Origin of the sequence: Lactobacillus sp. RTP31084st1_F9_RTP31084_210423 (genome assembly GCF_040919545.1) — a bacterium.
Classification (GTDB): domain Bacteria; phylum Bacillota; class Bacilli; order Lactobacillales; family Lactobacillaceae; genus Lactobacillus; species Lactobacillus paragasseri.
This window is the reverse complement of the sequence record NZ_JBCOVH010000004.1, coordinates 37,440-56,514: the sequence shown is the minus strand read 5'-3', so window position 1 is coordinate 56,514 and position 19,075 is coordinate 37,440. Positions and strand designations below refer to the sequence as shown.

The window sequence follows — 19,075 nt, the reverse complement described above, 5'->3', positions numbered from 1 at the left end:
GTCTTAGTCCTTTAGAATAATTTCATTATTTTTAATTTCTAAATACTTACTAAGATCGGGATCTTGTGTAGCCATAAAAATTGAATCGAGATCAATAAATTTAACATTTTTATTTGCAACAGCGAATGCAGCAGCTGCCGCAATACTTTCAACTGGCTCAATCATGCAACCAATCATAGTTTTAATACCACAAGCTTGGGCTAAATCATTAATTTTGATTGCCTCTGATAAGCCACCAGTTTTCATTAACTTAATGTTGATGTAGTCACAAGCGTGATGCTGGATTAAGTTAATGGCATCCTGATATGAAGCGACACTTTCGTCAGCCATAATTGGATAAGGCGAATTTTCACTTAATAAAGTTAAATCTGAGATTGCATCTTTTAGAACAGGCTGTTCGATAAAATCAATGTTTAAATTATCCTGTGCCCAAGTTCGACTAGCTTTTAAAGTGTCTTTGTAATTCCAGGCTTGATTGCAATCAATACGTAAGGAAATGTCAGGACCAACAGCTTTACTAATTTTTTGAATGGTTTTAATATCATGACTTACAGAATTGTTGCCTAACTTGATTTTGATTGCAGTAAAGCCATCTTTAACTAAGGCTTTGGCTTCAGAAACCATATGGTCATCTGAACCAATACTAATTGTATAGTCGGTTGTTAATTTGCCTTTTTCACTACCAAGCAGGTTAACTAGAGATTCATTGTTTTCTTTAGCCTTTAATTGATGTAAGGCAATATCCATTGCCGCCTTTGCGGCAGTATTATGAACGATACAGGTTTGAAGTGTGGTTAAAATTTTGTTCCAATTTTTGAAGTCTTGGCTTATTAATGCAGGTTTAATAACTTGATTAACAATGTCTAGCGAGCTTTGTAGTGTGTCACCGGTAACTTTCTCATTAGGAGTAGCTGTTCCAGTACCTGTTTGACCATCACTTAATTCAACAACGATCTTCAGTCCTTCAATTTCGGTGACTTTATGTAAGGCAGTAATAAACGGTCTCTTTAATGGGACCGTTTTTTTACTACACGTAATTTTTTTAATATATATACTCATTTTTTGATTTCTTCTTTCTGATTAAAGAAATAAGATAACGACTCTCGTCTTTCTTGAATCCAGCCCGTTTTTTTACGTGTTGGGTAAATTCTGTTAGTAAGACATATAAAAGCTTCATGGCTATCTAGATTAAGAGCAATTGAAGTTCCTGTAAAACCAGAATGCCATAGCATATTTTTATTTGAATCCCAAAGTTCCCAGCCTAATGTACGATCATTATGTCTATATTTTTTATTTTTCAGTAGGGTATACATTATTTTAGGAAATACTTGTATTCCTTTGTATTTCCCACCATTGAGAAAGACTTGGGCAAATTGCGATAGATCATTTAAAGTTGAGAATAATCCGGCATGTCCACTTATACCGTCTAACAAATAAGCTTTATAGTCATGCACTTTTCCACGAATTATGCCACCACGATCTTTTTGGTATTCAGTAGGTATAAATTGAGACGAAGGAATACTGTTAGGTGAGTAAGTGGTATTATTCATATCTAACGGTTGAAAGATATGTGATTTTAGGTCTTCATTTAGAGGGATTTGGTCAATATTCTCAATAATCCATCCAAGTAAGATGTAATTTAAATCAGAGTATACAGTTTTACTCTCGGGAGTGTATATAAGTGGGGCGGACTTAACTTTTTTTATTAATTCTTCTTTTGCCATGCTATGAACATTATCAAAATCTGATTGCAAACCACTTTCATGTAACAATAAACTTTTTATTTTTATTTTGGGATAAGAAATATCGGATAAATATTCTCCAACTTCACTATCAAGAGATAGTTGCCTATTGGCTAGTAGTTGAAAAATTCTAGTGGTAGTTCCGATAACTTTGCTAACAGACGCCAAATCGTACATCATTCCAGAAGATATCGGAATATGGTCATTGTCTTCTCCCTGGTATCCAACATAGGTTCTAAGATTTTCATTTTTTCCAATTAAACTGTAGGAAGCACCATATATATCATTATTTTGTATAGACTGATTTATGACTTTTACAATTTTATCAACTGTATTTTGCTGCATAATTTAGTCCTCTATTTTTCAATATAAGTCATGATGGAAGAATCGGGTTCATTTGGTACCATTTGAGCAGTGATTTTTACGCCTTTGTTAATTAAATTCTTAATGATATCTACATCTTTAGGGGTAACATTAACTGACTTTTTTATTTGTCGAGAACCATCTTTAGAAGAAATATTACCTACGTTAAACTCTTTTAGATCAACACCACCATTAATGATATCGGCCATATCGGGAATATTACGCGTAATCAAAAAGACATTATCTTCACCATATTTATTATTTTTTAGATTTTCTATAGCACGTTGTATAGAGCAAATGCTGAGTTTGATGCCAGCTGGTTTTGCTAATTTTAATCCCTCAATCTTTAAATCATCTTTTACGACTTCATCATTGGCTACTAGTATACGGTTAGCACCGACCACATTTGTCCATACCATTGCTACTTGTCCGTGTATCATTCTTTCATCAACACGTGCTGCACAAATACTCATTTATTTCACCTTCTAAAAAATGCTACCAATCCAGTTACAAATAGGTTGTAAGTTTCCTAAAATCATACCTAGTCCAATTAATACGAAGATTAATCTGGTTGAATTCATATGCTTTTTACCAAGAATCCAGTATGAGAATAGGGCAATAGCTAACGGTAATAATGCTGGCATAATCTTATCCAGCATACTTTGAACCGACATGGTCACTTTTCCGACTTTATATGTTAGATCAACTTTATAATTAATAAGAGCTGGGATCATACCACCTACAACTGTTAATCCTAAAACTGAAGCTCCTTCAGTAAGCATGTTCATTTTGTCTGAAAATGCAAAAGCAAGTTTTTGACCTTGTGATAATCCGATGTTAAAGAATTTCCATCTAATCCAAGTAATAGCTAAACATCCAACTACGGGAATTAAAAGTCCTAATGGTTGGCCAGATAGTGCTAAGTAGGCAGTGATTGAATAGATAATAGCGTTATAGATTGCTACAAAGACGGTATCACCAACACCTGCGAAGGGTCCCATTAAACCGGTCTTTAAACCCGCTATAGCTTTTTCATTATTATCATCCATACCCAATTCATCTTGTAAGGCGACATCGGCACCTACTATTAAATGAGACATTTGGGGCGTGGTATTGAAGAATTCCATCTCTAGCTTTAGAGCTTGCTTCATTTTATCTTTTTTATTTTTATATAATCTCTTTAAAGCTGGCATCACTGTGTATGCGTAGCCTAAGCCTTGCATTCTTGGATAGTTCCATCCAAGTTGTAAGCCTAAAGTATTGCGCCAAAATATGTTTACTAAATCACCTTTAGTTAAATTTTTCATTTTAACTTGAATATTCTTTTTAGGCATCGAACTCAACCTCCTCAGCATCTACGCGACTTGCTTCAATCGCATCATTAGGATTTTGTATTCCTTCAATTTCCTTCTTAGAGTTAGCATCTTTTTTCTCTACGTTTTGAGATTTTTCAGATTTATTACTATTTTGTTTTTGCATTACATAAATTGCTACGAGAGAAAAGCCAACTAAGGCAAGACCAAGTAATGAGAATTGTTTTGCAAAGTATGCCATTAAAGCAAAGCCAAGAATAAAGTATGGGTAGTATCTCTTTAATGGCAGATATCTCATCAATATTGCAATACCCATAGCTGGTAGAATAATACCTGCTGTCTTTAAGCCATTCATTAACCAAGTCGGGATCCAGTTGTTTATGGCTTTAACAACTGTAGCACCAAAGGTTAAACCAATAAATACAGGAATTGCCCGTGATAATACCCAAGAGATAATGCCATAAAGATTATCACGTTCTACAGCAGTATAATTTACTTTCTCTGCTTCTTTGGTGGCGTGATTTTGAAAATAAGTATTTGCTAAACGTGCTAGAATATCCATTTGAGTTAGGAGTAAGCCAATAGGAATTGCCAAACCTATACCGTATGCAGCGCCACGACCAGAAATTATTGCGTATGCTGTTCCCATAACGGAACCAGATAGAAAGTCAGGAACTGTAGCACCGCCATAAGTTGCTACACCTAAAGTTGCCAATTGTAATGTAGCACCAACGATTAATCCAGTTTTTAAGTCACCTAGTACTAAGCCTGTAACTGCACCTCCGAATACTGGTGAGTAGAGACCTGTTTTTAATGATAGAGCATCTAATTGACCTAAGCCTACATAAAGACTTAGAAAAATTATTGCTATAACAGAAATTTTCATTATATTTCCCTCTCTTTCTGATATCGCTTTCAAGTACATTATAGCACTTTTGAAATAATATTTCGTAAAAACACTAAAAATAGGCATAAAATAAAATAATATTTCATAAATAGCTATAAAGTTTATATATAAGTTATGAATATATAAAAAACTAAGCCTATATAGTATTAGTATTCTAACTTTTTCATATATTTGTGCCCTTAAGAGTGTAAAAAAAGAGTTGAATCATTTTTTGACTCAACTCTTTTAAGTTTAATTAATATATTTTGTATTATTAGTTCTTTTTTCTAAGTGCTAATCCAAATAATGCAGTAGTAGAAGTTATTGCTAATCCAAATAATGCTACAATATTTTCTTTAGTACCAGTTTTTGGTAAAACTTTAGCGTTGTTATTTGACTTTTGTGCAACAGCATGGGCTGCTGAATCGTGGCTAGTAGTAATAACATTTTTACCTTGGTAATTAGTTTTTATAGCTGATTTATAAACCGGATTGGTTACAGTAGTCTTTTCGGAATTAATGTTCTTAGATACTACTTGAGTATTCTTTTTAGCGCTGTTTGCTTGTTTCTCTGTATTTAAAGTGATATTAACTTCATCTTTAACTGAATTGTTTTGCTTATTTGTTTGTTTTTCTGTAGAGCTATTTTGCTTATTATTTTGGTCAGTATTAACTACAGGCTTGTCAGCTTTGATAGCTTCTACCTTAGTAGTAACTGCAGCATATGAATCATCATCTGAAGTTATTTTTACATTTTGAACTTCATTAGTCATAGGAAGTTCAATAGCAAATACGCCTTTTCCACCAACAACTGCAGTAGTAATCTTTTTTCCAGTATTAGCACTTGTAGCAGTCATAATCATAGAACCTTCTGCTGCAGGATCTGATACTTTACCATTAATAAAGGCAACTTTTTTATCATTGTTATAAGTAATACCACTAATAGTAATAGAATTATTTCCTGAAATAACGCTAGGGTTCTTATGGTCAGTATTTCCAGGGTTAATAATGGTACTTGTATTATTATTATTATTTGTAGGTTTCCTGAACATTAAGTTTTCAGGCTTTAAAAGACCTAGTTTATTCTTTAATTGTAAAATTCTTGTGACAGATGCATTAATCTGTGATTCAGGAATTTCGCCAGCTTTAACAGCAGATACAATCTCCTTGATACCAGTAGCATAATCTGTGGTCATGATCATATCATTTCCAGCTTTAACTGCAAGGACGTCTACTGAAGCATTACCGTGTTCTTTAGCGAAGTCTGTAATAGCTCCCATCTCTAGGGCATCGGTAACTATAACACCGTTATAGTTACAATTATTGCGAATTAAAGAATTAATTTTAGGTGAAAGGGAAGCTGGATATTCAGGATCAATCTTGTTATATATGACGTGAGTAACCATGACGGAATCTGCGCCAGCTTTCATACCAGCTTTAAATGGGACCATGTCTTGATTTTCAAGTTCTGTTAATGATTTGCTGTTTTCTGCAAATCCAGTATGGGTGTCGGCAGCATCACCATATCCAGGGAAGTGCTTTAATGTTGATGCGACGAGATTATCATGTTGCCATGCAGGAACAACTTTAGATAGGTAGTCAGCAGTTTGTTGATATCCTTGTCCAAAAGTTCTGTCCCACATAAATGTTCCTGGCTTAGTACTATAGTCAGCGTCCGGCGCATAATTCCAATTAATACCTAAGCTTCGTAAAAGAGTGGCATTCTTTTCGGCATCATCAACTACTTCTTTCATGCCACCTTCTTCGTATTGTTTTCTTGGAAAGGCAAATTGATTACCATTTTGTTGGACTAATCCGCTGTGAGTAAGTCTTGAAACTAGTCCACCTTCTTGATCAACACCAACTAGTAAAGGTGTTTGAGCAGAGTCTTGGAAACTCTTCATTTTATCTTTAAATTGTTGTTGAGTAAGTCCCTTCATATCAGCATCATAAACAATTAATCCACCAAGGTTATATTTAGAAACATCATTTTTAACTTGGTTTGGATCTTGTGGGGTTCTTGATACATACATTTGTCCCACTTTTTGTTCTAGAGTAGCGTTGTTTACATACTGATTTATTTGATCATTAGTAACACCGTTTTGAGTAGTTGCAGCATTAGCAGATAAATTGTTTATCGCCAAACACCCAACAGCTATTGAAAATCCGGCTATTACTGATGTAAAAGCACGTTTAATTTTCATTATTTTATCCTCTCATTATTTTACACTAAATACATATAAGCGCTTACACGTTTAGTATAGTTAGTGGGCTAGACCATGTCAATCACTTCCTATATATAAATGTATAAAATGTAATGGTGCTGGGTATATGTTTATAAAAATAAAAAAGCCATATTGCATGTATTTATGCAATATGGCTTTTTTATTAATGTAGAAAGTGTTTGACTTTATATCAAGTCTTACGCTCTCAGTATAGAATGTGGTATAGATCATATCAATGATAAAAATATATGTATTTCTTATTTATTTTCAACTGTTCTGATAAAACTACTTATGGCATTAAAGTAATCTTTTTGGTCATCAAAAATTGAAAAGTGACTTCCATTAGGACATATATGAGCTGTACCATTAGGTAATCTATCGGCTAAAGCTTTAATATCAGCTGGATTCATGCTGTCATACTTTCCTCCTAATACAAGAGTAGGCATCGTAATTTTGGATAAACGATCCCGAATTGTCCAATTTTTACATGAACCAGTAATGTTAAATTCCGTTGGTCCTTGTAGGGTGACATAAACTTGCTCATTCATATGATCAAAAGTTCTTTGCACGGCATCGGGCCATGGAGATATTCTGCAAATGCAGCGGTGATATAATTTCATCAATAGTTCTTGATAATGTGGATCATCATAGTTGTGTCGTTCTTCTTGTTTCTTCATATATGAAACATCAGCAGGATCCATCGATTCACGGTACTTGTTAATATATTTTGCGTAATCTTGATATGAATCAACCATGTTTGAATCAATTAGGGCTTTCACATGTTTGCCGTATTTAGAAGCGGCATATTCTAAAGCAAATAAACCACCAAATGATTGACCGTATAAATAAAACTGATCTAAATCCCATGCTTTACGGACTTCTTCTATTTCTTCTATAAAACGCGGAATTGTCCATAACTTTGGATCATTAGGTTGATCTGAGAAATATGATCCCAATTGATCATAGTAGATAATCTCTATATTGGGATGCATTTTAATGTAATTAGAAAAAGGCTCAAGATATTCATGATCCATGCCAGGACCGCCGTGCAGAAGCAAAATCTTAATAGGACCTTGTCCTTCTTTACGAGTCCATACATGATAACCATTTTTAAGAGTCACTATTTTACTTTCATTAGCCATCTTAAACACACTTTCTTTGTATCTATACAACTATATTATAGTGTGTTTTGTAATGTAGATAGTAATGTAGAAAATAAAGCAAAGAAAAAAGCCACAAGTAACTTTTTGGCATAAGTTAATGTGACTTTTTAGTTTGTATTAATTTTGATGCTACCGATCTTTTAACGATTAGCCATGATCTTGATTTTACCATCAATAATTTTCTGCTTGGCTTTCTGAACTTTGATCCAGGTATGATAAGATAAATTACCTTGTACTAGAGAAATACCCTTGTTTTTAAGACCATAGTTTAAGTTCTTTCCACCAGGGAAATTACCCTTAGCAGTTTGATTAGCAAGATCTTCAACAGCTACATCTGCGCTTTTGATTACAGAGGTAAGGGTAAAGTTAGAAGGTTGACCGCCTTTTGCTTGGTAATTTCCAAGTTTGGTTTGATCTTCATCTGAACCAATAACCCAGACTTTTTGTCCTACGGGATTGGTTTGATTGACTTCTTTGGCAGCTTTAAAGACGCCTTGACCACTTTTACCCGCAGCTTGGAAGATTATATCAGCTTTCTGATTGTACATTTCCTGGGCAATATCATGCGCTTTATTAATATCTGAAAAATTACCGACAGTTTTGCTCATCACTTTAATATGCTTATGAAGCTTACGACTGCTGGCTGTAACTCCTTGAATAAAACCGGCTTTAAAGGAATCCATCTCTTTACTGTTTTGCCCTAAAATAAGTCCCACTGTGTGGCTTTTAGTGGTGTAGGCAGCTGCAACGCCTGCTAAATAAGCTCCTTCTTGATTTTTAAAGGAGATGCTAGCTAGGTTTTGAATCTTATCAGTATGAGTATCAATAAGAACGAAGTTCTTTTTAGGATTATTCTTCGCGGCTTTAACAATATTAGGCTTAAGTGTATAACCAACGCCAATGATTGTTGAAAAATCATTATCTAGAACTTTGTTGATAGTTGCTTGATAATCTTGGGGATCTTTAGGAACGAAATAATTGTAGCCTTTATTTCCTTCAACAAGGTTATTCTTAGTACCGTAATTCTTAACGCCTTGCCAGGCAGATTGATTTAAAGAATTATCTTTAATTCCATTGGTATCTGAGATTAAAGCAATGTGATTGGCTAGCTTTTTATTTGTTTGCTCTTCATGAGTTGGTTTGCTGCAAGCACTTAGGCTCAAAAAAACAGTACTTGCTATTAGTAGTAGAGAAAATTTTTTATTTAGTTTCATTTAAAAACCTCAATTAAAAATCTATTCTAATTTTAAACGAGAAAAAGGCCATCCTACAAGTCAAAGTAGGGTGGCCTTTAAAAATATTAAACTTATTTTTGAGCTTTTTTAGCTTCAGCTTCGTATTCACGAACAATGTTGAAGTTAGAATCTTTAGAATCTACATAACCATAGTGTTGGTAGATGTTTTCAAGGATCTTCTTGCCTTTCTTAGTCTTGGCAATATCTTTGAATGCTTTAGCAAGTTTCTTCTTAAATGACTTGGACATACCACTTCTAACTGAAACAGTATCGTTTGGAATGTACTTGGTAAAGTAGATTGGAACAACATCTTTCATTACGGCTGGTGCATCTTTTGCAGCAAGTGGGCGAGCATCTGAGAAGACAAAGGCAGCATCAGCGTCTCCGTTATAAACTGATAAAACAGCTTGATCGTGTCCCTTAACTTGAACTAACTTACAATCCTTTGGTACGTTTAAGCCCTTCTTGTGAAGTTCGGCGATTGGAAGAACGTAACCAGAAGTAGAGGTTGGGTCTTGAACGGCAATCGTCTTACCTTTAAGATCTTTCCAAGATTTAATCTTAGAACCTTTTTTAACAACGATCATTGAACGGTAGCTGTCCATTAATTTATGATTTTGCTTACCACTTGGTTCATCGTAGCCATAGCGTTGTGCTTGAAGTAAAACGTCAGCTACACCACGCTTGTGAGCTAAAACATAAGCATCAGGTGGTAAGAAACCAACATCAACTTTCTTAGATGCCATTGCTTCAACCAAAGCGGAATTATCAGTTGAAACAGTTACGTGAACGGGCATGTGTAATTGCTTTTCAAGTAAACCTTGTAATGGTTTAGCCTTAGCTTCAAGTTTAGAAGCTTGGACACTAGGAACGAATTGAACGTTTAACTCCTTAGGAGTATAACCATCGCTTGATTTAGAAGCAGATTTACTGTTTGAGCAAGCTGCACTTGTTGCAGCAAGTAAAACCATAGCGGCGCCAATCAAAAATTTCTTTATCTTCATTTTTTCCTCCAGAACTATTTAATGAAGTTGACGATTTAAAGATAGCAGACTATTAATCGTAATTCAAGGCAAAATATGAATAATTATAAACATTATTCTTTATAATGTACGGATATATACGTATTTTATATATGCAAAAGCTATATATAATGCGCGTTTGACGCAGAATTTAAAATATGAAAAATTTTAAAATAAAAAATCTTATTTTTATACTACAACATCTTGTATATGATTTTTGCTTTGGTACAATAAATAGTGCTTTAATTTTGAAATTACTGGAGGATTTTGATGAATTTATATAAAAAGATTGCTTTAGGTTTAGTTGCAGGGTTGGCATTAATTGCTACTGGATGTTCAAAAGGAAATAAAGAAGATAGTTCAGCAGCAAATATTCCAACTAAAATTACCAAGAAAACTACGGTAACCTTTTGGCATGGAATGAATGGTGGTCAGCGTGCAGAATTAGAAAAATTAACTGCAGAATTTGAAAAGAAAAATCCTAATATTAAAATCAAACTTGAAAATCAAGGTTCTTATATTGATTTACAAGCTAAGGTAAATTCAACATTACAATCACCAAATAATTTACCAACAATTACGCAAGCATATCCTGGTTGGCTCTATAATGCTGTTAAGAGTAATATGTTGGTTGATCTTTTCCCATACATTAATAACAGTAAGCTCGGTTGGGGAAGTGCTGCTAAGTCAAATATTAGAACTGAATTATTGGATGGAGCTAAAATTCAAGGAAAACAATACGGTATTCCATTTAATAAATCTATTGAAGTTTTAACCTATAACAAGTCCATGTTTGAAAAATATGGTATTAAAAAAGTTCCTACAACTATGAAGGAATTAGCACAAGTTTCAGAAACCATTTATAAGAAGAGTAACCATCAAGTTGTTGGTGCAGGCTTTGATTCTTTAGCTAATTACTATACCTTGGGTATGAAAAATGAAGGAATTAATTTAACTGATAAAGTTAACTTTACTGGCAAAGATTCCAAGAAAGTTATTGATTACTATGCTCAAGGTATGAAGAAGTGCTACTTTACAACTGCTGGTTCAGCACACTATTTATCAGGTCCATTTGCTAATGAAAAGGTAGCAATGTATATTGGAACATCAGCAGGTGAAGGCTACGTTAAAAAGGCAGTTGGTGATAAGTTTACTTATGATGTAGCTGCACGCCCTGGTAAATATACTATGCAGCAAGGTACTGATATTTACATGTTTAAAAAAGCAACAGCAATGCAAAGAACTGCCGCATTTAAATATATGCAATTTTTAACTTCTAAATCTACTCAACTTAAATGGGCAAATGCAACTGGCTATATTCCAGTTAATAATTCTGTTGTGAAATCTAAAGAATACAAAGAAAACACCAAGACTAAGCTTCCAGCTAAGTTAGAAGGGGCTATGAAACACTTGTACAGTATTCCAGTAGCTAAGAACTCAAACGCTGCCTACAGTCAATTAGATCCAATTATGGCTAAGATTTTGTATGCAGCTAAGAATGGTCAAAATGTTGATAATCAAATTAAAGCAGGTAAAGCAAAATTTGATGCAGCGTGGAAGCAATAAAAATAATTTGAAATAAAATAAGGTCGAAACTTCGTACTAAGATGAAGTTTCGACCTTTTTGGTTATATTTTGAGCTAAATTAGTCACTTTTCCTAGTAGGACTTATTTTTTTAGTAAACTATAAAAAAGTCAGACAGTATAAAAGTGGTTAAAAAAGGATAGTATATGATGGAAATATTGATAGTAATCATTAGTATTATTGTGCTTTCACTAATTATCACCACTGTGGTAGCCCTAATACAAACACTGTCGCATAAGCAAAATAAAAAATATTATTTTGCTAAATCTTTTGGAAACTATGGCAATAAAAATAATCCAAAATACTTGTTTAATAATGCTGAGCACCATGACTTTTTCCATGTTTTTTTCCAGTATTTTGTTTGCTCGTATATTCCATTTATAGATGTCATTTTTGAGTTCTTAGGTTCAATTTGGTAATAACTAAATAAGGTCGAAACTTCATACTAAGATGAAGTTTCGACCTTTTTTAATTATCTAATTCTAAGATTTAAAATCAAACCGATAAAGAAACCAACCGCTTCAGTAATAAACAATACTTGCGTATTTTGAACAACTTTAGGAAATGATTTTGGCTTCGTCTGAATTTTCCAAAGAAAGCGCATGTTCTTATAGATAGTTGGAATACAAATTAAAATTAAAGCTACACTCCAAGGAAGGACACCAATCCAAATTGCCCAACCTGTTAAAAAGAAACCAAGTAAATAATTGAATACAAATAAGTATAATCCGCCTTTGATTCCAATGTATGAAACTAGTGTGTGGCGACCATTTGCAATATCGGCGTCATGATCACATAAATTGTTACCTAGCATTAAAGTAAAGTTACAAATTTCAGGTATTCCAGCAGCCAGAATAATTGGATAAATAAAGTTCCAATTAAAGGAGACCTTAGAACAAACATTGATGTAAACCATTACCAAGAAAATACCAAAGCCCATTGCAAAACAAGCTGCAATCTCTCCAAACGGTCCAGCAGAAATTGTGTGTGAACCCGTTGAATAAGAAATAGCAATAGCATAACAAATAATTCCAATAATCCAAATATAGATATTAGTTTGAAATCCAATCAGAATAGCGCAAACAGCTGAAACGATGAATAATACCCAAACAAAAGCTAAAACGTGTTTAGGATTAAGGTGATACTTACCAATGGGATTCTTCTTATGATCGCCAGTTTTGGCAGCTTTTTCACGTTTATAATCCCAATAGCCATCATTCACGTTCATAAAAATTTGTAGAACAATCGTGGCAATACACATTTCAATTGTAGGAAAAATTCTGAAAAACTGAAAATTATATTCTGTATACATCATCCCTAATAATACGGGAATAATTGAATTAAATAGGGTACGTGGTTCAATTAATTCATAGTAGCCTTGCTTAGCTTCAGCAGACATAGTAAACTTCTTTCTATTTTTTAGATTAGTCCTTGATCCATTAAATAAAGTTGGTGGAAATGTTCATTATGTTTAAAGAGATCATGTGGATTTCCTTGCATTGTAATTTTTCCATCTTTAAAGAAGAGAACTTCGTTCATATATTTTACACCTTGTAGATGGTGCGTTACCCAAACTACTGTCTTATTTTTTAAAACTTCAAACACTAAATTTAAAAGTTTTTGTTCTGTAAGAGGATCTAAACCAACAGTGGGCTCGTCTAAGAGGACGATTGGTGTGTCTTGTAAAAGTACACGTGCTAGTGCTAAACGTTCTTTCTGACCGCCTGAAAATCGTGCTCCAGCTTCAGCTACTTCTGTGTCTAACTTTTTAGGAAGTGAATTAACAAAATCAGCTAGCTGGACTTTTTCTAAAATTTCCATCATTTGATCTGTAGTGGCATCTGGGTTAGCCATTTTGAGATTTTCATAAATAGTTGTATTAAACAAAAATGGTTCTTGATTTAGAACAGAGAATAACTTTGAGCGTTCCCTTTGAAGTTTAAGAACGTTTAAATGATCGAGTGTCACAGTCCCTTGATTAGGTTTTAAATCACCTAAGATTAATTGCAAAATAGTACTTTTACCAGCACCTGATGGGCCGATTAAAGCAGCTTTTTGTCCTCTTTTTAGAGTAAGAGAGAAATTTTGAATAATTGGATAGTCTTCTTTAGGATAAGTGAATGAAATATCCGATACTCTTAAAGTACCTGCAAAAGCAGGATCGAGATATTGCTGAGCAGGCAAACGATTCTCTGGTACCTTTAATTCATTTAAGTGTTTTACAGAATCGCTATATGTATGCCATTCTTCAATTCCTTGACCAACTGGAATAAAGGCATCTGATAAAGGAAAGAGAGCTAAGACAACTGCTCCAACATAGTTTGCTGCTTCTTGATTATTGGTAAGAGTTTGGTTCGTGAAATAAAGAAGCGCAACTGCCATCAAGCCAAAGATGAACTCAAGACCGAAGTCTCTAGCCCAATCAAACTTTCCAGACTTCTTTTCATGTTGGCCTAAAGATTTTAAAGTCTCTTTAGTTTGATTAAAAAAGGCATCCCGTCTACCAGAAATTTTCCAGTCTCCAGCTCCTAAAACTTGGTCAGTAAATTCAGTGTAAAGTTGTGCTTTTTCTTCTTTCTCTTTAGTGCGAACAGCAGCTTGTTTTAAGAGGGAGAAGAAGGGAACCAATACTAATTCCGCAACTAATAAAATTGCGATTGCTCCAGCTAAAGGCCAGGAGAAGAGCCCCAGCAAAATTACTACAAAGAAACCAACTAAGTAACTCAAGATTGCAGGGAAAATAGTTCTTAGATAAAGATTTTGCAAGTGACCAATGTCATCAGTTAAAAGCGATAAAATACTTCCTGTTTGAAAGCTTGAACCAACAGCTGAAGTATTTCTTTCGGCAATGTAAAACAGTCTTCGTCTTAAAGAACTAGTAACGCGCAAAATCCAGTTATGAGATACTAAACGTTCTAAATATCTAAATAAAGGACGACCAATACCAACAGCCCGCATTAAAACTATTGGTACATAAATCATTAGAATGTTTTCTGGACGTGTAGCGGCTTTATCGATGGTGTAGCCAGCATAAAACATAAGGGCACCACCGCAAAAGAACATGATTACGCCTAGAAAAATTGCTAAGAGAAAGTTCCATTTATATTGGGCTAGGTATGGTTTAATCCAGTGATCATTTTTCCAAGAAAATTTTTTATTCATCATAGTAGGTCTTCTTTCAGTGGCTTAGTGAGTTTCTTAAAGGCAGTTCCATTTTTTGCTAAATCTGCAGGAGTACCTTGTTCAACAATTTCTCCATTTTCAATAACTAAGCACCAATCCATGTCATTTAACCAATGCAGACGGTGAGTTGTAAAGAAAACTAGGTGATTTTCCATTAGTTTTTTCATTGGCTGCTTTAATTCGTATTCAGTTTCAATATCAAGGTGAGCAGTTGGTTCATCGAAGAATAAAATCTTGCGGTCTTTTGCTAAAAATGCGCGTGCCAAGGCAATTCGCTGTTTTTGACCACCAGAAATGCCACGTCCATTTTCGCCAATTTTAGTATTCAAACCATCTTTTAAGCTGGCCACGAAGTTGTCTAAGTCAGTTGCCTTTAAAGCTACATCAATCTCTTCCTGGCTGGCATTTGGGTTATAGAAAGTTAGATTGTCTTTGATACTAGCAGCGAACATGTAAGGATCTTGGGGAATGTAAGTAATTTGATTTTGCCAATTCTTTTGATTAAGTTGAGCAAGAGGTTGTCCATTGATAGTGAAGTTATCGTCTTTAAGGTGCGGAGTAAGAAAACCAGCTAAGATTCGCATTAAAGTTGTCTTACCAGCTCCAGTTGGCCCAATAATGCCAACTTTTTGAAAACCAGTAAGGTTCAAATTGATATTACGTAATTCATCAGCGGTATGTTGGCTTGTTTTATGCATCGTTTTCTTTTTTACGACGCCGCTCATTTTAGCATTTTTATTAACAGTGAACTTACTTTGATCAACATGACTGTAGTTAAAAGAAAGATTCTTAGCTACTAAAGTGCTATCGTTGTTCCACGTGAAACTGGATAACTGATCCTCTTGCGGTGTAGTAGGAAAAGCTAAAATATCGAAAATTTGTCCAAGCGCGTTTTTACCGTTCAATGTTGCATGAAAGTCATTACCAAAATCACGAATAGGTAAAAAATATTCGGGTGATAAGATCAAAATAACTAGCGAAGGATAGAGAACTAAATTGCCATTGATTAAGCCAATTCCAAGAAACATGGCAATCATCGCAATTGATAAAGTTGTAAAAAAATCAAGTGTAAAAGTAGACAAGATAGCCACTCTTAAAACGCCCATTGTTTTTTTACGATAGTTTTCGCTGTTCTTGTAAACAATATTGCCATATTTTCTAGCAAGTCCTAAAACTTTTAAAGTACTTAAGCCACGCAAGGCATCGACAAAATGATTTTGCAACTTAACATAGCCTGCGTATTGCTTACTAGCTTTACTTTGTGCTGCTGTCCCTAAAATAAACATAAATGAGATTAATAGAGGAAAGACCAGCAATAAAATCCAGCCAGATAGGGCATTTAAGGTAAAGATATAGATCAAAATAACCCAAGGAACAATTGCAAGTGCAATTAATTTTGGAAAAATCAAAGATAGATAGTTAGAAATCTCATCCATTCCATCTAGTAAAGTAGAAACTAAGTTACCAGTTCCAATTCTTGATACTAGTGCAATTCCGCCATCATAGGTTTTATTAAGTAGTTGCTGGCGCAAAAGTGTAATTGTTTGATTTGCATAACGGTTCATGTACCATTTTTGAAACCAGTTGATACCTTGCCGTAATAAATAGAAGATCAAAAAAAGTAACACATCTTGTGCTATTTCAGTAAAAGGTTGCCGTTTCCAAGAGCCAACAATTGCTCGGGCAAGAAAAATACCTTGTCCTAAAATAGCAAATGCTTGCAAGAACATTAGTCCTGCAAGCATTGCGAGCATGATTTTGGCTTTTGGTAATTTGAAAAGTCGTTTATCAATCATTTTTATTCCTGTTCTAGATTAGGCGTTTTGATTTACCTTAATCCGCCGTCTAAAGACTACATATGACCAGATGATGTAAACCAAGGCAATTGGCAAGAGAATAAGAGCAACAATTGTCATTACTTCAAGTGTCAATTTAGAATTAGCAGCAGTCTTAATCAAGAGTGAGTGTGCTGAATCAGTTGCGATTAAAACGCGTGGGAAAAGTCCATTGAACAAGAGTCCAACAACAGCCACTAAAGTTAAACCACTTGTTACAAAAGCTGCTACCTGTTTGTTCTTAATCAAAGAAATATCTGACCAAGCAGTTAGGGCAACAATAATTAAAGTAATGATTGTTGAAGAAACTGGTCTTAGCTTAAAGAAATCAGTTTGGAAGAAGACTAGCAAGGCAAAGACAACTTCACCTAAGTAGGCTATAAGGTAAAGCTTTTCATTTAAACTAGCAGCGCGCTCGCTCAATTCTGGATCATCAATTCTTAATCTTAAGAAGTTAATTCCATGAATTAAGCAAAGAAGTACACCAGCGACACCAGCAACAATTGATAGTGGGTTAACAATATTCCAGAAACTTAAGCTCATATTTCCTTGAGCATCAATTGGCACACCTTGAATTAGGCTTCCGAACATCATTGTTAGGAAAAATGGTGCTAATAAGCTGCCCCAAAATAGAGCGCCAGTCCAAATTCTAAAACCATGTTCAGTTTCTGCATGAGCAGAGAATTCAAATGACACACCTCTGATGATTAGAGCAAATAAAGTAAAGAATAGCAAAATGTAATAGCCACTAAATAGACTTGCGTACCAGTCAGAAAATGAAGCAAACATAGCACCACCAGCAGTGATTAACCATACTTCATTTCCATCCCAGTGAGGTCCGATGGTTTCCATCATGAGATGCTTTTCTTGATCATTTCTTGCTAAAAACTTAGTTGCCATTCCTACACCATAATCAAAACCTTCAGTGAAGTAGAAGATCATGAATAAGAGGCCGATTAATAAGAACCAAAGCAACTGTAAAAAATCAATTCCGTCGATCATTAGTATGCACCCCTTTCAAGTGCACCAGCTACACCCATGTCAAGTTGACGTTTGCAGTAATAGATCATTACTCCGCCAAGAGTTGAGAAGATTAGGAAGTACATAATATTCGTGAACCAAAGCTCGCCGGTTGTTGTACTTGCAGAAATTGAGTCTGCAATTGTGAAGAGTCCATAAACAGTCCATGGGAAACGACCAAGTTCTGTAATGAACCAACCACAAGTATTCGCAACAAATGGAAGGAAGGTAGAAATACCTAAAATCCATAAGAACCAACGCTTATTTTCAATTGTGTTCTTCTTTGGACGAGTCCAAATTAAACCTAGGATTGAAAGTAATGCGAATAGGGCACCAAAGCCTGCCATAATTCTGAAGCTGTAGAACAAGGTCTTAACAGGAACATAATAGCTCATGTCCTTGCCAAATTTCTTGTCATATTTAGCATGTAATTCCTTATTAATTTGGTTCATTCCTTTAATAGAACCGCTAGTCTTATGGTAAGTAAGAATAGTTAAAACATCAGGAATAGAAATTGCACCTTCATTTTTATGTTCTTTAGTATTTAAGTTAGCTACGATATCCCAAGGTGCATGATCACCAGTAGTATCGTAAACACCTTCAGTTGCAGCGAACTTCATTGGTTGTTCATGAATTTCAACTTGAGTTTGGTAGTCACCAGCACCAATTTCAGCAATTGAGGCAAATAAAGCAATCCACAAGGCAACGCGCATTGACTTCTTGTGGAAGTTGACATCGCGTTTTCTAAGTAAACCAAAGGCAGCCATACCAATTACTACAAATGAAGCTGTGACAACTGCACCGATTACAACGTGTGGGAAACTAGCCCAAAGTTGTTCATTTGCAATTAAAGCCCAGAAACTAGCCATTTGTGCTTTACCGTTTTTAATGACATAGCCAACAGGGTGCTGCATAAAGGCATTAGCCGTTAAAATCCAAATTGCACTTAACATAGAACCAATAAAGGAAATCCAAACTAAAGCACAGTGCAGACCTGGTTTAAACTTATCCCAAGTAAACATCCATAAGCCAATGAAAGTAGATTCCATAAAGAAAGCAAGTAAGGCTTCAATAGCTAATGGAGCACCAAAAATATCTCCCATAAAACGAGAGTAGTCAGACCAGTTCATTCCAAACTGGAATTCCTGAATAATACCTGTAACTACCCCGACAGCAAAGCTCAAGAGATAAATTTTTCCCCAGAACTGAGCCATCTTTTTATATACTTCGTCCTTTTTAACGACATAGAGTGTTTCCATGATTGATACAATGAATCCCATCCCGATAGAGAAGGGAACAAAGAAGAAGTGGAATACTGTAGTCATTGCGAATTGGAAGCGGGCAAGATCTAACATTGTTACACCCGATAACATTTTCATTCACCTATTTCTATATCCACATATATAACATCTGTTACCTTAAGCATATACTTTCTTGATGACGTTTTCAATAATATATAAGAATAAGTTTATAAATTTTAGCTAGCTTAAAAATAGAATAAAAA

15 protein-coding genes are annotated in these 19,075 nt (G+C 34.6%); 1 reads left to right on the top strand and 14 read right to left on the bottom strand.

The genetic code is table 11. The annotated features are described in order from the left end of the window. Positions 1–3: 3 nt before the first annotated feature. The 9 genes from AB5359_RS08620 to phnD all read right to left on the bottom strand — a co-directional run bounded on the left by AB5359_RS08620 (position 4) and on the right by phnD (position 9,930). Positions 4–1,059: a dipeptide epimerase gene (locus tag AB5359_RS08620; protein WP_048685364.1), complete on the bottom strand. Its 1,056-nt coding sequence runs from the start codon at positions 1,057–1,059 to the stop codon at positions 4–6. Next, a complete protein-coding gene (locus tag AB5359_RS08615; RefSeq protein ID WP_003656949.1) occupies positions 1,056–2,087 on the bottom strand; it encodes a serine hydrolase in 1,032 nt (343 codons plus the stop codon). Before AB5359_RS08615 ends, AB5359_RS08620 begins: the two co-directional genes overlap by 4 nt. A gap of 11 nt (positions 2,088–2,098) precedes the next feature. Further along, positions 2,099–2,578 (bottom strand): PTS sugar transporter subunit IIB, encoded by a 480-nt coding sequence (locus AB5359_RS08610; RefSeq protein ID WP_003649786.1) that lies wholly within the window; start codon positions 2,576–2,578, stop codon positions 2,099–2,101. A 12-nt stretch (positions 2,579–2,590) separates the two neighbouring features. Next, positions 2,591–3,439 (bottom strand): PTS system mannose/fructose/sorbose family transporter subunit IID, encoded by an 849-nt coding sequence (locus tag AB5359_RS08605; protein WP_003649787.1) that lies wholly within the window; start codon positions 3,437–3,439, stop codon positions 2,591–2,593. After that, the gene (locus tag AB5359_RS08600) at positions 3,432–4,304 is read right to left on the bottom strand and encodes a PTS mannose/fructose/sorbose/N-acetylgalactosamine transporter subunit IIC (RefSeq protein ID WP_368279793.1); all 873 of its coding nucleotides are present in this window, start codon (positions 4,302–4,304) and stop codon (positions 3,432–3,434) included. The genes AB5359_RS08605 and AB5359_RS08600 overlap by 8 nt, the downstream gene beginning before the upstream one ends. A 274-nt stretch (positions 4,305–4,578) precedes the next feature. After that, a complete protein-coding gene (locus tag AB5359_RS08595; RefSeq protein WP_077410057.1) occupies positions 4,579–6,507 on the bottom strand; it encodes a glycoside hydrolase family 3 N-terminal domain-containing protein in 1,929 nt (642 codons plus the stop codon). Positions 6,508–6,785: 278 nt separating this feature from the next. Next, positions 6,786–7,670, bottom strand: a complete 885-nt coding sequence (locus AB5359_RS08590) for a proline iminopeptidase-family hydrolase (RefSeq protein ID WP_048685374.1) — start codon at positions 7,668–7,670, stop codon at positions 6,786–6,788. Between the two features lie 161 nt (positions 7,671–7,831). Then, on the bottom strand, positions 7,832–8,905 hold the full coding sequence (locus AB5359_RS08585; RefSeq protein WP_048685377.1) for a BMP family ABC transporter substrate-binding protein: 1,074 nt from the start codon (positions 8,903–8,905) through the stop codon (positions 7,832–7,834). 92 nt (positions 8,906–8,997) lie between these two features. Beyond that, positions 8,998–9,930, bottom strand: a complete 933-nt coding sequence (gene phnD / locus AB5359_RS08580) for a phosphate/phosphite/phosphonate ABC transporter substrate-binding protein (RefSeq protein ID WP_003648175.1) — start codon at positions 9,928–9,930, stop codon at positions 8,998–9,000. A 288-nt stretch (positions 9,931–10,218) separates the two neighbouring features. Here phnD and AB5359_RS08575 point away from each other — a divergent pair, with 288 nt between their 5' ends. Beyond that, positions 10,219–11,514 (top strand): extracellular solute-binding protein, encoded by a 1,296-nt coding sequence (locus AB5359_RS08575; protein WP_048685381.1) that lies wholly within the window; start codon positions 10,219–10,221, stop codon positions 11,512–11,514. A 491-nt stretch (positions 11,515–12,005) separates the two neighbouring features. Here AB5359_RS08575 and AB5359_RS08570 read toward each other — a convergent pair whose 3' ends face one another. Genes AB5359_RS08570 through AB5359_RS08550 form a run of 5 tightly spaced genes read right to left on the bottom strand, consistent with a single transcriptional unit; the run spans position 12,006 to position 18,944 of the window. Next, the gene (locus tag AB5359_RS08570; protein ID WP_048685387.1) at positions 12,006–12,932 is read right to left on the bottom strand and encodes a prenyltransferase; all 927 of its coding nucleotides are present in this window, start codon (positions 12,930–12,932) and stop codon (positions 12,006–12,008) included. 20 nt (positions 12,933–12,952) lie between these two features. Beyond that, the gene (gene cydC, locus AB5359_RS08565; protein WP_048685390.1) at positions 12,953–14,698 is read right to left on the bottom strand and encodes a thiol reductant ABC exporter subunit CydC; all 1,746 of its coding nucleotides are present in this window, start codon (positions 14,696–14,698) and stop codon (positions 12,953–12,955) included. Beyond that, a complete protein-coding gene (gene cydD / locus AB5359_RS08560) occupies positions 14,695–16,512 on the bottom strand; it encodes a thiol reductant ABC exporter subunit CydD (RefSeq protein WP_368279792.1) in 1,818 nt (605 codons plus the stop codon). The genes cydC and cydD overlap by 4 nt, the downstream gene beginning before the upstream one ends. An 18-nt stretch (positions 16,513–16,530) precedes the next feature. Continuing rightward, positions 16,531–17,553, bottom strand: a complete 1,023-nt coding sequence (gene cydB, locus AB5359_RS08555; RefSeq protein ID WP_048685395.1) for a cytochrome d ubiquinol oxidase subunit II — start codon at positions 17,551–17,553, stop codon at positions 16,531–16,533. After that, complete coding sequence (locus AB5359_RS08550) at positions 17,553–18,944, bottom strand: cytochrome ubiquinol oxidase subunit I (RefSeq protein WP_048685400.1); 1,392 nt, start codon at positions 18,942–18,944, stop codon at positions 17,553–17,555. Before AB5359_RS08550 ends, cydB begins: the two co-directional genes overlap by 1 nt. Between the last annotated feature and the right edge of the window lie 131 nt (positions 18,945–19,075).

Coding starts and splice junctions, on each gene's coding strand:
- AB5359_RS08620 (WP_048685364.1), bottom strand. CDS start 1,059: ATGAGTATATATATTAAAAAAATTACGTGTAGTAAAAAAACGGTCCCA.
- AB5359_RS08615 (WP_003656949.1), bottom strand. CDS start 2,087: ATGCAGCAAAATACAGTTGATAAAATTGTAAAAGTCATAAATCAGTCT.
- AB5359_RS08610 (WP_003649786.1), bottom strand. CDS start 2,578: ATGAGTATTTGTGCAGCACGTGTTGATGAAAGAATGATACACGGACAA.
- AB5359_RS08605 (WP_003649787.1), bottom strand. CDS start 3,439: ATGCCTAAAAAGAATATTCAAGTTAAAATGAAAAATTTAACTAAAGGT.
- AB5359_RS08600 (WP_368279793.1), bottom strand. CDS start 4,304: ATGAAAATTTCTGTTATAGCAATAATTTTTCTAAGTCTTTATGTAGGC.
- AB5359_RS08595 (WP_077410057.1), bottom strand. CDS start 6,507: ATGAAAATTAAACGTGCTTTTACATCAGTAATAGCCGGATTTTCAATA.
- AB5359_RS08590 (WP_048685374.1), bottom strand. CDS start 7,670: ATGGCTAATGAAAGTAAAATAGTGACTCTTAAAAATGGTTATCATGTA.
- AB5359_RS08585 (WP_048685377.1), bottom strand. CDS start 8,905: ATGAAACTAAATAAAAAATTTTCTCTACTACTAATAGCAAGTACTGTT.
- phnD (WP_003648175.1), bottom strand. CDS start 9,930: ATGAAGATAAAGAAATTTTTGATTGGCGCCGCTATGGTTTTACTTGCT.
- AB5359_RS08575 (WP_048685381.1), top strand. CDS start 10,219: ATGAATTTATATAAAAAGATTGCTTTAGGTTTAGTTGCAGGGTTGGCA.
- AB5359_RS08570 (WP_048685387.1), bottom strand. CDS start 12,932: ATGTCTGCTGAAGCTAAGCAAGGCTACTATGAATTAATTGAACCACGT.
- cydC (WP_048685390.1), bottom strand. CDS start 14,698: ATGATGAATAAAAAATTTTCTTGGAAAAATGATCACTGGATTAAACCA.
- cydD (WP_368279792.1), bottom strand. CDS start 16,512: ATGATTGATAAACGACTTTTCAAATTACCAAAAGCCAAAATCATGCTC.
- cydB (WP_048685395.1), bottom strand. CDS start 17,553: ATGATCGACGGAATTGATTTTTTACAGTTGCTTTGGTTCTTATTAATC.
- AB5359_RS08550 (WP_048685400.1), bottom strand. CDS start 18,944: ATGTTATCGGGTGTAACAATGTTAGATCTTGCCCGCTTCCAATTCGCA.